The organism is Paenalcaligenes sp. Me131, from assembly GCF_050487225.1.
Lineage (GTDB): Bacteria > Pseudomonadota > Gammaproteobacteria > Burkholderiales > Burkholderiaceae_B > Paenalcaligenes.
This window is the reverse complement of sequence record NZ_JBKQGY010000002.1, coordinates 454,984-468,546: the sequence shown is the minus strand read 5'-3', so window position 1 is coordinate 468,546 and position 13,563 is coordinate 454,984. Positions and strand designations below refer to the sequence as shown.

General features: G+C 51.8%; 13 protein-coding genes. 4 read left to right on the top strand and 9 right to left on the bottom strand.

Annotated features, from left to right (window positions below):
* The first annotated feature begins 85 nt into the window (after nt 1-85).
* Nucleotides 86-1,951, top strand: coding sequence for a dihydroxy-acid dehydratase (gene ilvD / locus ACLPHM_RS10290; protein ID WP_430221146.1), 1,866 nt, complete (start codon nt 86-88; stop codon nt 1,949-1,951).
* A 274-nt stretch (nt 1,952-2,225) separates the two neighbouring features.
* Here the strand turns inward: ilvD and ACLPHM_RS10285 are convergent, their stop codons facing one another.
* A complete protein-coding gene (locus tag ACLPHM_RS10285) occupies nt 2,226-3,347 on the bottom strand; it encodes a GGDEF domain-containing protein (RefSeq protein ID WP_430221145.1) in 1,122 nt (373 codons plus the stop codon).
* A gap of 170 nt (nt 3,348-3,517) precedes the next feature.
* Between ACLPHM_RS10285 and nadE the strand changes: the two genes are divergently transcribed.
* The 3 genes from nadE to ACLPHM_RS10270 are packed head-to-tail and all read left to right on the top strand — an operon-like array spanning nt 3,518 to nt 6,003.
* On the top strand, nt 3,518-4,366 hold the full coding sequence (gene nadE, locus ACLPHM_RS10280) for an ammonia-dependent NAD(+) synthetase (protein WP_430221144.1): 849 nt from the start codon (nt 3,518-3,520) through the stop codon (nt 4,364-4,366).
* Nucleotides 4,367-4,390: 24 nt separating this feature from the next.
* Complete coding sequence (locus ACLPHM_RS10275) at nt 4,391-5,470, top strand: AI-2E family transporter (protein ID WP_430221143.1); 1,080 nt, start codon at nt 4,391-4,393, stop codon at nt 5,468-5,470.
* A gap of 11 nt (nt 5,471-5,481) precedes the next feature.
* Nucleotides 5,482-6,003, top strand: coding sequence for a cytochrome b (locus ACLPHM_RS10270; protein ID WP_430221142.1), 522 nt, complete (start codon nt 5,482-5,484; stop codon nt 6,001-6,003).
* A 67-nt stretch (nt 6,004-6,070) separates the two neighbouring features.
* On the opposite strand, the gene ACLPHM_RS10265 is transcribed toward ACLPHM_RS10270, so the two are convergent.
* The 8 genes from ACLPHM_RS10265 to ACLPHM_RS10230 form a co-directional block, all read right to left on the bottom strand.
* Entirely contained in the window at nt 6,071-6,511 is a 441-nt protein-coding gene (locus ACLPHM_RS10265; protein WP_135862776.1) for a universal stress protein, read from the bottom strand.
* Nucleotides 6,512-6,776: 265 nt separating this feature from the next.
* Nucleotides 6,777-7,457 (bottom strand): GntR family transcriptional regulator, encoded by a 681-nt coding sequence (locus tag ACLPHM_RS10260; protein ID WP_430221141.1) that lies wholly within the window; start codon nt 7,455-7,457, stop codon nt 6,777-6,779.
* A gap of 4 nt (nt 7,458-7,461) precedes the next feature.
* Entirely contained in the window at nt 7,462-8,307 is an 846-nt protein-coding gene (locus ACLPHM_RS10255; RefSeq protein WP_430221140.1) for an urea carboxylase-associated family protein, read from the bottom strand.
* A 51-nt stretch (nt 8,308-8,358) separates the two neighbouring features.
* Nucleotides 8,359-8,745 carry an ectoine synthase gene (locus ACLPHM_RS10250; RefSeq protein WP_430221139.1) on the bottom strand — a complete coding sequence of 129 codons (387 nt, stop codon included), beginning with the start codon at nt 8,743-8,745 and terminating at the stop codon, nt 8,359-8,361.
* Nucleotides 8,732-10,009: an amidase gene (locus ACLPHM_RS10245; protein WP_430221138.1), complete on the bottom strand. Its 1,278-nt coding sequence runs from the start codon at nt 10,007-10,009 to the stop codon at nt 8,732-8,734. The genes ACLPHM_RS10250 and ACLPHM_RS10245 overlap by 14 nt, the downstream gene beginning before the upstream one ends.
* Nucleotides 10,010-10,016: 7 nt before the next feature.
* Nucleotides 10,017-11,534: an amino acid ABC transporter permease/ATP-binding protein gene (locus ACLPHM_RS10240; RefSeq protein ID WP_430221137.1), complete on the bottom strand. Its 1,518-nt coding sequence runs from the start codon at nt 11,532-11,534 to the stop codon at nt 10,017-10,019.
* A gap of 18 nt (nt 11,535-11,552) precedes the next feature.
* Nucleotides 11,553-12,437 carry an ABC transporter substrate-binding protein gene (locus ACLPHM_RS10235; protein WP_430221136.1) on the bottom strand — a complete coding sequence of 295 codons (885 nt, stop codon included), beginning with the start codon at nt 12,435-12,437 and terminating at the stop codon, nt 11,553-11,555.
* A 172-nt stretch (nt 12,438-12,609) separates the two neighbouring features.
* Nucleotides 12,610-13,539: a LysR substrate-binding domain-containing protein gene (locus ACLPHM_RS10230; protein WP_430221135.1), complete on the bottom strand. Its 930-nt coding sequence runs from the start codon at nt 13,537-13,539 to the stop codon at nt 12,610-12,612.
* Nucleotides 13,540-13,563: the final 24 nt, after the last annotated feature.

The window sequence follows — 13,563 nt, the reverse complement described above, 5'->3', positions numbered from 1 at the left end:
GTTTTTTTAGCAGTCTGGTCGCTTTATGTTGCCTGCACGTTTATCATAGTCTTCTTTTCCATGCTTTTTGATTAGAGCAGCACACATGCCACACTATCGTTCACGTACATCTACTCATGGCCGCAACATGGCCGGCGCGCGCGCATTGTGGCGCGCGACGGGCATGAAAGATGGCGATTTCAGCAAACCTATTATTGCCGTAGTGAACTCGTTCACACAGTTTGTGCCGGGTCACGTGCACCTCAAAGATATGGGCCAATTGGTGGCACGTCATATCGAGGCTGCTGGCGGCGTAGCCAAAGAATTCAACACCATTGCGGTGGATGACGGTATTGCCATGGGTCACGATGGCATGCTGTATTCGCTGCCTTCGCGTGAGCTGATTGCGGACTCCGTCGAGTACATGGTGAACGCGCACTGTGCTGATGCCATGGTGTGTATCTCTAACTGCGACAAAATCACCCCCGGGATGTTGATGGCGTCTTTGCGCTTGAACATTCCAACCATCTTTGTATCCGGCGGCCCAATGGAAGCCGGTAAAGTCATGTCCAAAGATGGCAAAACCGTAGTGCGCAAGCTGGATCTGGTCGATGCCATGATTCAAGCGGCCGAAGACGGCGTATCGGACGAAGAAGTTGCTGAAACAGAACGCAGCGCCTGTCCTACATGCGGTTCCTGTTCCGGTATGTTCACGGCTAACTCCATGAACTGTCTGACCGAAGCGTTGGGTCTGTCCTTGCCAGGTAACGGTACTATCGTTGCTACGCACGCACGCCGCAAAGGCTTGTTTGAAATGGCTGGTGGCTTGATCGTAGAACTGTGCAAACGTTATTACGAACAAGAAGACGCTTCCGTATTGCCACGTAATGTGGCGACGCTTGAAGCCTTTGAAAATGCCATGACACTAGACGTGGCCATGGGCGGTTCTACTAACACCGTATTGCACTTGCTGGCAGCGGCTCAAGAGGCTGAAGTGAACTTCACCATGAGCGACATCGACCGTATTTCGCGTCGTGTACCGTGCTTAAGCAAAGTAGCACCTGCTACACAGCAATACCACATTGAAGACGTACACCGTGCTGGTGGTATTTTGGGTATTTTGGCAGAGTTGGCACGCGCCGGTTTGCTGAACCTAGATGTGAACAATATTCACAGTGGCACCTTGGGTGAAGCCATTCGTCGTTGGGACGTGAAAGGCGACAACCTGAAAGCCGTTGAAAAGTTCTACTTGTCGGCACCGGGTGGCATCCCTACCCAAGTGGCATTTAGCCAAGATCGTTACTACGAAGACCTAGACTTAGATCGCGAAGGTGGTTGTATCCGCAGCAAAGAGTTTGCCTACTCGCAAGACGGTGGTTTAGCCGTGCTGTACGGTAACTTGGCGGTGAACGGTTGTATCGTGAAAACAGCGGGTGTGGATGAAAGCATTCTGACCTTTACCGGTCGTGCCCGTATCTACGAAAGCCAAGAAAGTGCCGTTGATGGCATTTTGGATGGCAGCGTGGGCGAAGGTGATGTGGTTATTATTCGCTACGAAGGGCCTAAAGGCGGTCCAGGTATGCAAGAAATGCTGTACCCAACGTCCTACCTGAAATCCAAAGGTTTGGGCGCTAAAGCAGCGTTGTTTACCGATGGTCGTTTCTCGGGCGGTTCTTCAGGTTTGGTGATCGGTCACGCTTCTCCAGAAGCGGCAGAGGGCGGCACCATCGGCTTGGTAGAAGAAAACGATGTGATTGAAATCGACATTCCTAACCGCCGTATCCACTTGGCGGTGAGCGATGAAGAATTGGCAACACGTCGTGCAGCCATGGAAGCTCGTGGTGCAGATGCATGGCAGCCAGTAGAAGATCGCAAACGCGTAGTATCCCAAGCGTTGCGTGCTTACGCTGCTTTGGCTACCTCGGCTGACCGTGGTGCAGTACGTGACGTAAGTCAGTTGTACCGTAAGTAGATCGTTGCTGTAAGAAGGTAGCCCTTGAGGCTACCTGTAGATGACTGACAAAGCTCTGGTGTGTTGCCAGAGCTTTGTTTCGTTTGCGGCTACTGTTTATGGGCTATGCAGCAGGGCAACTTGTTGAAATCTGACGGCTAGAGTTCATTGCACGCGCTGTGGGAACTGCAGGAAAGCTTTTTTTGATTTGAGACACCAAATTAAAAAATACTTTCGCAGCCTTAGGCTCATGCAGCCCAGTCGTGAGTGAGTGGGCTTTACGCTCATTACACGCTTAAGTTGCCGTACCAGCCATGATGCAGTTGCGGCCAGCGCGTTTGGCTTGGTATAGGCGTTGATCTGCGCGCTGTATGGCATCGTTTAGGTGCTCGCCATGACGCAACATGCTAATACCTATGCTGACGGTTAGGCTCACGGCGTCACCCTCCATATTGGCCAGTCGCAGTTGATGACAGGCTTCGCGTATGCGTTCTGCTTGAGCCGTAGCGTTCTCTAACGAACAGGGGCCGCTGAGTAGCAAGAACTCCTCACCACCGTATCTACAAATCACGTCTTGCTGGTTAGCTTCTTTTTTGAGCAGCAGAGCAAAGCGTTTGAGTACTTGATCGCCCACAGAGTGCCCGTGCTGGTCATTAATCTGTTTAAAGAAATCCAGGTCTAACAGCATAACTGCGACGGGTGGCACCAACTCTTGTGGTGTTTGATGCTCGATGTGTCGAGTGAGTGCGGTACGGTTTAGTAAGCCTGTAAGCGGGTCGTGGGTGGCTTGGCGGTACAAACGCAGCAGTAACCCCAACTGGAAATGGTTGGTGGTCATGGCAATAGCCAAGAGTGCAGCCAACAACCATAAATCTTGTAAGGTGCGTGGGCTAAACGCTGTCCCGTCTACAAAGCCAGAGCAAAACTGTAGCAAGAGTAGGCCTAGTCCTATGCCAAACGACTCTAGCAACGTGAAGGGGAATATCCCCAAGGTAGCTGTCAGCAAGTAGGGGATGAAGCTATAGCCCACTAATGAATAGTGGCTGTCGTTGGGCAGATAGACCAAGACGGCCGCATAAAACAGAGCCGGAAGCACGAAGATAGATGTGCTTAATAGCAGGCTGCTACGGTTAGAACGCTTGAACCTAGAGGCCAGCAAAATGATCACCAAACCAATAAACATCACCACACGTAAGAGCAGCACATGATTAAGCGTGTGTTCTGGTAGGGCCAGATGATCCATTACTGCCCACAACGGGGTGAGTAAGGCAAAAAGCAGCGCAATTATCTGTATCCGTACGCGTAAGTACTCACTGCGAGCGAAGCTGAAGTCCTTAGAGTGATAGCGTGTGGAAAACGTATCTTGTAATGACGCGATGCTCAGTGTTTTTAAGTCTTGCAAGGAAGAGGTTTTCATCCTGATGGACAGTAACTAAATGACGCAATTGGTAAAGTTTTATCAGTATAGCGGGTAATGTTATGACAGACTGTCAGGATGTGTGGGGTACAGGCACAGATTTTTAACAGAGGGTCTGACAGCATGGCATTACAATAAGTGCTTCACTGTCGTTGGAACTCAAGTAGGAAATGACTATGCAGGATGCTAGATTGCGCGAGGCACAACAAAGAATTATTGAAGAACTGGGTGTGAAAGCTGACCTGAATCTAGAGCATGAGCTAGAACGTCGACTAGTTTTTCTAATGCAGTATGTGAAGCGCAGTCGTGTGCAGGCGATGGTGTTGGGCATCAGTGGCGGGGTGGATTCCTTGGTCGCTGCCTGCTTGGCGCAACGCACTGCAGAACGCCTACGCAAAGAGGGTGACAACGTACGCTTTATCGCCATGCGTTTGCCGTACGGTCAGCAAGCGGATGCAGCCGATGCCGAGGCATGCATGGAGGTGATCCAACCCGATGAGCGTCTAACCGTCGATATCAAGCCAGCAACAGACGCGTTATTAGCGCAAATGCTGCAAGCTGGGCAAACCTTCAAAAGCGCAGCACAACAAGATTTCATAGTAGGGAATATCAAAGCCAGACAGCGTATGGTGGCGCAATACGCCGCTGCAGCGGCTGCTTCGGGCTTGGTGTTGGGTAGCGATCATGCTGCTGAGGCCTTGATGGGGTTTTTCACCAAGTTTGGTGATGGCGCTGCAGACGTGATGCCCTTAGCAGGGTTAACCAAACGCCAAGTACGTGGTTTGGGGGCGTTGATGGGGGCTCCCGATACGTTAGTGTATAAAGTTCCAACAGCTGATTTAGAAGATTTGTCACCGTTGCGTCCAGATGAGGAAGCTTTTGGTGTAAGTTATGAGCAAATCGATGATTTTTTAGAAGGGAAGGCCGTTAGTGATGATGCTGCGCAAATCATGCTGCGTTACTTTGCCGCATCGGCGCATAAGCGTGCATTGCCTGCTACGCCCCTCTTTACTGCTTGATTCTTACTAACGGAAGCGCTTCCTATGCAACCTGTTTTACCGGCTCACCTGATTGCCCGTTGGTTATTGCTGCTTATAGTCTTGGCCGGTTTGTATTTCTTGCATGGCTTTTTGGTGCCCGTGTTAGCGGCGCTGATTATAGGCTTGGCAAGTTGGCCACTCTATCGCCGTTTATTGGCGTACTGTAATAACCGCAACACCTTAGCAGCCACGTTGGCGCTGTTGGTCGTGATTGTGGTGGTGGTTGTACCCATATCGTTGGCATTGTCCTTTGCTATTAAAGAAGCCAGCAGCTTTATTGCATGGGCTTTAGCGGCAAACCGTGATGGTATGCCGGTACCCGATTGGATTAGCGCATTGCCGTTAGTGGGCCAGCGTATCTCTGAGTACTGGACCTTTTATCTGGGTGAGCCTCATGCATTGGGCTCTATGGTAGAGATGGTGAGCGGCCAGCATTTAGGCAATATCTACCGTATGGTGTTGTCGGCGACTGGAAACGTGTTCCACCTGATGCTGACCCTCTTGTTTCTGCTGATTACTTTATTTTTCATCTATAAAGACGGCGATCATATATTGTCCCAACTGGATGTCATCGGCGAGCGTATTTTGCCCGAGCGATGGCAGCGGTTTTCCCGCGTCGTACCGGCAACGGTGAACTCCACCGTAACCGGCATGGGGTTAATCGCGCTGGGTGAAGGGATTGTGCTGGGTATTGCCTACTGGGTCGCCGGTGTACCATCGCCTGCTTTGCTTGGAGTGGTGACTGGCTTTATGGCCTTGATACCTGGGGGCGCTCCGTTGTCGTTCACCTTGGTGTCGCTGTACTTGGTTGGTTCGGGTAGCGTAGGCGCTGGTGTGGGGCTGTTCTTATGGGGGGCGATAGAGCTTTTCATCGTAGACAAAACGTTGCGCCCACGCTTAGTAGGTGGCCCGGTGAAACTTCCGTTTTTACCTACCTTCTTCGGATTGGTAGGTGGTGTACAGACTATGGGCTTTGTAGGGTTGTTTATAGGCCCGGTCTTGATGGCGTTGTTGGTTGCCATGTGGCGTGAGTGGACGCATCAGGCTTCCACTCGTCCTGTGTTCCCTGACGTTGATAAATGAAGGAGGCAGTCATGCGTTCTTTTTCCAATTCGCAAACACGATACGATGGCGTAAGTCGGTTTTTGCATTGGTTAATGACAATAGGCTTTGGTGTCATGCTAGTCACGATTCTAGCGAGACGATTTGCAGATGAAACCCCGTTGTCAGATGCCTTGTGGCCTTGGCATCGAGTGACGGGTTTTACGTTGTTCTTGCTGTGGTGGATACGTGTGTTGTGGGTGTGGAGAATGCGTGACGAGGCGCCAGCAGCGATTAGCGCTTTGGCCTTGTGGGGGCACCGATTACTGTATGTGTTTATGGTGGCTGTACCCTGTATGGCCTTGTTCCGCCAATATGGGTCGGGACGCGCTTTCAACTACTTTGGCATTCCTATTACGCAAGCCAGCGAGCACAAAGTAGAGTGGATGGTGGCTTTAGGAAACAACTGGCACGGTAATCTAGGCATTGTGTTGTTCCTTGCGATCTTCGCTCATATCTTTTTGGCCTTCTGGCACAAACGTAACCCTGCCACGGATGTGATGGGACGTATGTAATAGGCTAAGGTAGTGGACAATAAAAAACAGGCGCTTTATGCGCCTGTTTTTGTAGGTGGGTACTCGCTTACTTGATCAGAGTGACAGGAATGTCTACTTGATGGATGATGCGAGTGGCTACCGAGCCCAAGAACAAATTACCCAAACCGCTCATACCGCGTGTGCCCATCACGATGGAGTCACATTTTTGCGATTTGATCAGTTCGTTTACAGCGAACGCGATATCGGTGTCTACAGAGGCGTGAGCAGTCGTATTGATACCCGCCTCGCGCAGCAGTGCAGCGGCTTGTTCGGCCATATCAATAGCGTATTTGTGCGTATCTTCACGCAGTTGCTTCAGCGCGTCGCCAATGAAGGCTGTGTAGCTGCGACCATAAATTTGTGGATCAAACTGCACGTTCAGTACATGCACTGAAAAGCCGGAGTAATCCTTAGACAGATCAATCAGATATTGCAGGGCACGTTTGGCGGTATCAGAACCGTCGTAGGGCAATAGTACAGTTTTCATATATTGAAACACCTTAATGAAAAAACAATGGGCTTAAACACATTTTGCCATGACTGGTAAAAAAGGGCTTGATACGGGTCAAGCAGGCAAGTTGGCACGACGGTATTGTGGAGAATACAGCCTCTTATCGTGAGGTCGTGGCCACATGACTGTTTTGTATGGCTTGTCCCTTGTTTTACGTTATGTAGGCTTCTTCAGGTGAAAACTATATCAGCAAAGTTTGTGCCCTATGGCAAAAGGCTGTAATAACAGGTAAATACAGCACTTATTTCAGACCTGAGTTTTGGTATGTACTGACCACTTTGCTCAATGCTTTTTCAGAGGCATCTAAGTACTGTGCTAACTCGTGTTCGGCTTGGACGATATCACCGTCGCATAAACATTGATGTATACGGCGTTCCCAATCTATCCACAGCGGGGCTTGAACGATTTTTTCATCTGGCCCGGCAAAGAACACCAAACGTAGTTGCGCACAGAGGGTGAGAAAGAACTCGTCCAACAGTTTGCTGCCCAGCATAGACACCACCAGTTGGTGGAACATCAAACTGAGCGATCCCACTTCTTGCCATTGCTCTTTGGCCAAGGCGCGTTCGGCTTGTTTGTTGTTTCTGGCCATCTTGTTGAGCAACGCGCGGGAAGGCGGGGGAGAGGAGCGCACAGCGTGCAGCTCCAAGGTACGACGTGCGGTGTATAAGTCTTGCAGATCATCAACGTGAAACTTGCGTACAAAGACGCCACGGTGACGAATCGATGTGGCCAAGCCATCGCGAACCAGTAGGTGCAGCACTTCGCGGATGCTATTGCGTGAAGCATCGTAGGTTTGTGCGAGATCCACTTCTATCAGCTGTTCTCCGGGGGCTAACTTACCTTCGATAATGGCATTGCGTAGCTTGTAGCCAATGACATCAACAATAGATAGATTTTCCACATCGATTTTGGTTTTCAATGACTCATCTCCATTGAACGAGTTCAGGGTTCATGCCGTGGTGGCCGTGGTAACGGGCGCGTTCTGGTTGTGACCAACCTTCCAGTAATTCAGGTGCCAACGCATATACTTCTACACCTAATGGACGACAAACATCAATAGGGTCACGGGCATCTGGCCCCCATAATGGTACGGATAAATCACCACCAGGGCAGGTAGACAGCGCACACAGCAAGTCTATCTCGGCAAAATACTCGAAGTAGTCGCCTTTTTGAGCTGGGCAGGCCTTCATGAAATACTGATCGTCGTCATTCAAGCCTGTGCATTGAAACACATTTAAGACGTCGTGTACGTCGAATTCCGTTAAGCCGTAGGGAGCAACCGCACGTGTCAGATTGGAGTGACAGTGGAAATGGAAATCTTCACCTGTGAGCAGATGATTCACGTAAGGGTCGCAACGCGTGCCCAGCAAATCGTGCACGCGACCACCGTCACCATCAATGCCGTAATCGGCAAGGGTGTCGTCAGTAATAGTGGCCATAGGACGTAGGAAGGGCAGCGTAGACCACAGACGATCATGGACGCTAACGTGCGCCGCTTGTAGCTGACGTGTACGGGATGCCCACATGCGTTCACGTGGGTCGTGCCTATTCCACATGTTCAGGTCGGCGACTTGAGGGCCTTCAATGGTGACAATGCGGCAGACGTGGCCAGCCGGTACTTCCCATGCTTTGCCACTGCGGATGGGCACCACAAACTTGTCCACTAAGGTGCGCGTTTCTGGACGTTCTATCAGACGGCTGTAGAACGCTTTGTCCACAGAGAGTGCTGAGCCCTGAGTAGCCTGGTAGGCGGCAGGATAATTTCCCATGTGATACCTCTAAAGATGATGTGTAAGAATCAGCAGAAAACGTGGTGGCGATTAGTCGCGCACGTCGTAGCTGCCATCAGCGTTATGGGTTTCATCACCGTTGAGCGGTGGATTAAACACACACAGCAAATGCAGGTCACCTTTGATGGCGCGCAGAATGTGCGGGTCATTCAGGTTTAGCGCATAAATATCGCCTGCTTTGATGGGGTAGGTTTTGCCGGTGTTCAGGTCTTTCACTTCACCTTCGCCGGATACGCAGTAGTTGGTCTCGAAGTGGTTTTTGTATTCCAGTTCTAGCTCGGCACCTTCGGTGATGCGTGTTTCGTGTACGGAATAGCCCATGCCATCGTCTTTGACAATCATGCGCACGCTTTCCCAGCCCGGACCGCTTGCGTCTCTAGGGGTACCGCGCAGTTGTTTGGCATTAATCACAATCATGGTGTTGCTCCTTGGCAAGTAAAAGGGTTTCTATCCACTGGGCTAGAGCAAGAAGCCTAGGCTCGTTGTGGGGTTTGGCAGTCAGTAATAAGCCAATGCTGTGTGTATTGGCGGGGGTGTAAGGCAAGCTAAGGCTGGGTAGATTCAGGCGATTAGCAAATTCAGTGAGCGAGAACGAGCGCCGGTTGGTGGCCAGATAACGCTCACTGTCGTGTAGCGGGGCAAGTGCGGGAGCCAGCATGGGGCAGGTAGGCGTCAGTACGGCATCTACGTGTGCAAGTTGATGTAGCGCCGCGCGTGTTTGCTCGTGTAGTTGCTGACTAGCCTGTGCGTAGCGCCATGCCGGTAACGCGGCGCCAGCGGTAATGCGCTGACGTATAAGAGGGTCGTATTGCTCGCCATAGTTTTCAAGCCAGTGCTGGTGAATGCTGTAGGCTTCGGTGCTAATCATGCCGCCTTCTGCCGCTGTTGCACCGGCCGTGATCAATGCTGGAAAACTCGCTTTCACCAACGTTGCACCGGCTTGTTCTAACGCTTCGCAGGCAGCATGAAATTGCTGAACTACATCGTCATCCAGGTTCAAGCTATCTAGCTCAGTGGGCACTAACAGCGTCCACGGCTGAGAGGGTGAGGTGGCAGGTTGCGTTGTGGGGTGTAAGGCATTGAAGAGTTGAGCGCAGCGTGTGACGTTAGGGGTGATGATGCCCGGTACATCAAAGCTGGGCGAAAGTGGGAAGATCCCGTCTTCGGGCAGCAAACCTTTGGTGGGAATGAAGCCCACCACACCGCAAAATGCAGCCGGGATACGGGCCGAACCGCTGGTGTCTGTACACAAGGCGGCATCGCTAAAGCCCAAGGCGACAGACACCGCAGCCCCTGAGCTAGAGCCACCGGGTACACGCTCTTCATTGGGGTAACGCGGATTACGTGGTGTGCCAAAGTGCTGGTTCAAGCCCAATGCACCATAGGCAAACTCCGTCATGTTGCTTTGTGCCAGAATCGTGGCGCCTTGTTGCCGCAATTGCTGCACAAGGGCCGCGTCGTGTGTGGCAGCAGGGCGCTGTAAGAAGGCGGCAGAACCGGCATGGCTCACCCAGCCAGCCACATCTATATTGGCTTTGATGCTCAAATTCCAGCCTGCTAGTGGGCCAGCAGTGTGGGTGCTGGCTTGCCTGTCTATGGCCGTTAGGGCGATAGCGGCCTCACTAGGCGCAGCGTCAATACGATGCAAGCACGAAGCGGTAGAAACAGTTTCGGTACTCATGATGCGATTAGTGATTCAGTTGGCTCAGGAATTCACTGACGCGCGTATCACTGGATTGGCGCAAATCGGTGGGGGATTCGTCGTGCAAGATGGCTCCGTTTTCCATGAAAACGACACGATTAGAGACGTTGAAGGCAAAGCGCATTTCGTGGGTCACGATCAGCATGGTCATGCCTTCGGCAGCTAAGGACTCCAAGACACGAAGCACTTCGTTGACTAGTTCGGGATCCAACGCTGAAGTAGGCTCATCAAACAGCATGATGGAAGGGTGCATGGCCAAGGCACGGGCAATGGCGACACGTTGCTGCTGCCCACCGGAAAGCTGGTGCGGGTATTTGTTGGCGTGTTCTACCATGCCCACGCGGGACAGTTGGGTGAGCGCTTCAATACGTCGTGACGAAGCGGTGCCGCGGTTGTGATAGCTCAGGGCTAGCGTGACGTTGTCCAGCACGGTACGGTGTGGGAACAGGTTAAAGCTTTGGAACACCATGCCTATATCCAGAATAAGCTCAGGATGCGGTGCCGTTAAGCTTTGGCCGTTTTGTGTGCCTAAGAAGTGCTGGCCGTGGATCCACACGCTACCGTCTGAAAAAGCTTCTAAGCCATTTAACGTACGTATTAACGATGTTTTACCCGAGCCGGATGGGCCAATGATGGAAATCACATCACCGCTACGCACACTCAGATTGATGTCTTTCAGCGCATGGTGATCGCCATAGAACTTGTTCAGGTGGCGAACCTCTAGTGCAGGGGTGGAATCTGCTGTGGTAGAGGCTGTTTTCTCGGTGGCAGAGGGGGCTTTTTGAATGGCCGCTTGCTCGGCACTGCTTAAACGGTAGGCCGTGGGTTTGCGTTTGCTGACGTCCAAGTATTGCTCTAACCAGCCCAATGCTTTATCGAAAATCGTCACCATCAGCACGTAATAGAAGGCGACAGCCAGCATGGTTTCAAAGATCAGGAAGTTATGCGTGTACAGGCGTTGGCCTACCAACAAAATTTCCGTCAATGAAATCACCGATACTAGCGAGGTCAACTTCACGATGGTGATGAACTCGTTGCTCAGCGTAGGCAAGGCGATACGGATGGCTTGGGGGATGATGATCAAGCGCTGAATACCGGCATACCGTAGTCCCAAGGCTTTACCGGCCTCGTATTGACCACGGGGTACCGCCAGAATGCCGCCTCGGTGAATTTCAGCCATGTAGGCCGCTTCACTTAATACCAGCGCAATCAAGCCGGCATAAAAAGCTTCGGTAAGCACGCTGGCCGAGGCGGGGAACACCTGCGGCAGGTTGTAGATGAACATCAGCAGTACCAACAGCGGCAAACTGCGGAAGAACCAGATGTAGAGTCTAGATAGCCAATTGATGGGCCGAATGCTGGACTGTTTTGCCAGAGCCAGAAAGAAGCCTAAGCCGCCCGCCAGTAACCAGGACAAAAAGCCCAGTTTGGCGACTGTCCAGCAGGCGAGCCAAAAGTCATGATCAAAAAGTAGGCTATACGCATACGACCAATCAAGTTCCATTACCAGATACTCCGATTCTTATTGTGGTTGTGTGGCAAGAGAGCTTTCTATGTCGGCCTGTGTGGGGGCAGCAAGACCGTATTGCTCTAGCAGTTGGGCGTATTCACCGCTTTCGGTGGCGCGTTGTAGGGCTTGTGTTAGGGCTTCGGAAAGCTCTGGATTGCGTTGGTTAACGCCTAGCGCAATCACGATGGTGTAGAGCAGCTCGGGAGACGTCACTTCCAACTCGCCTTTCATGGTTTGCACCAGTTGGTGAGCCACGGCGGAGTCTTCCATCATCACGTCGGCAGCGCTGGAACGCAGAGCCATCAAGGCTTCAGGCGAAGTAGGGAATTCCAATACGGTGATGGTGGGCTTGCCTTGTGCTTGGCAATAGGATTGCGATACGCGCTCTAGCTTAGGTGTCCACGATGCTGCTTTGATGGTGCTGACTTTTAGGCCGCACAGCATTTCAGGGTTTTGGGGGCGCTGAGTGCTTTTGCTCAGGGCGATGAGTGATGACCCTGTTTTCAGATACGGCACATAGTTGATCAGCTTGGCACGTTCGGGTGTCATGTATAGCGCCGAGGCTACGACATCAAAACGGTTAGCGCGTAGTCCCACCACCAAATCAGCGAAACGGGTGTCTACGATGTTGGCATCCAAGTTCAGGTGTTTGGCCATTAGGCGGCTGAAGTCCGCATCAAAACCGGAAGGTACTTTGTCTTGGAAGTAAGCGTAGGGTGGGTAGGTTAAATCAGAAGCAATAGTCAGCACACCAGATTGCACGGTAGGAGGTGTGGCGGTAGAGGCAGAGGCGAGTGGGCTAAATGCCAAGATTGCGCTGCAACCCAACCACGTTAGTGGGCTGGTTAGAGCGTGAGTGAGTGCGCGTAAAGGCGTGCGCTGATGTGGCTTTTTCATGGGAGTCTCCTTGTGGTCTTGGTGGCGTTTGTGCTGCTAATAATTGTTGAACAATTTAATTATTGTTCAACAATGTTTTGCCCGGCAATAAGGGTTATCACGAAACATGCGTACACCGCCGCATGATCAGATGCAGTACAAAAACAAGGAGAAAAAGGTCTGGAAGCTAGGGTTAGAGCGCTTCGCCAATCCAGCGAGCGGGCCAGATGCCGCTGCTAACCATCTGAGAAATCACATCTAAAATTAAGGCTTCTACGGCAGCAATGGCAGTAGAGCCTGGGCGCGTCAAACTGGTGGCACACACCACGCGTCTGGATAAGTTACCCCCATCGATGTGGGCGCTATGCAGGGTGCCGTTGGCCACCTCTTCCAAAATACAGACTTGCGGCAAAATGGTGCTGCCTAGCCCTGCTTGGGTGGCACGTTTTACGCTGCCCAAGGATTCGATTTCGGCCACTACATCCAGCGTGAGTTTTTGGGTAGCGCAGGCGTCGTCAATGATGCGACGTAAGCCGTGTTCTTGGCCCGGCAACACGAGTGGGAGGTTGCTGATATCGGCCAAACTGAGGTTATCTGCCAAAGGCTGTTGAGTGCTGGAAACAAACACTAAGCTGTCGTCTAACAGTACGCGTTTGCTTAACCCAGGCTCAGGTTCAGCACCAAATAGTAAGGCGATATCTAAGCGACCTGAATGCAGCCATTCTTGAATAAACCCGCTATAGGCTTCCACAATTTTGAGCCGCACATTGGGGAATTGCTGACGGCAAGCGCTTAGTATGGGAAGCGTGGTGCTGAGGGCTATGCTGGTGGGTAAACCTATGGCGACTTCCCCGCTGGGGGTAGTGCTAGAAAAACGCACGGCTTGTTTGGCGCGTTCGGCATCAGCCAGCACCACACGCGCATGTTCCAGAAAGATGCGTCCGGCGTCTGTTTGAATCATGCCCCGATTAGAGCGTTCAAACAGTTTCACCCCCAGTTCATTTTCCAGTGCCGCAATCTGTTGCCCCAACGCTGGTTGGGCAATGTGTAAACGTGCGGAGGCACGCAGCAGACTGCCGGTTTCGCACACACCGATGAAGTAGCGTAGCTGACGTAATTCCATGGCTTTCTGGTATATGAAAAAGGT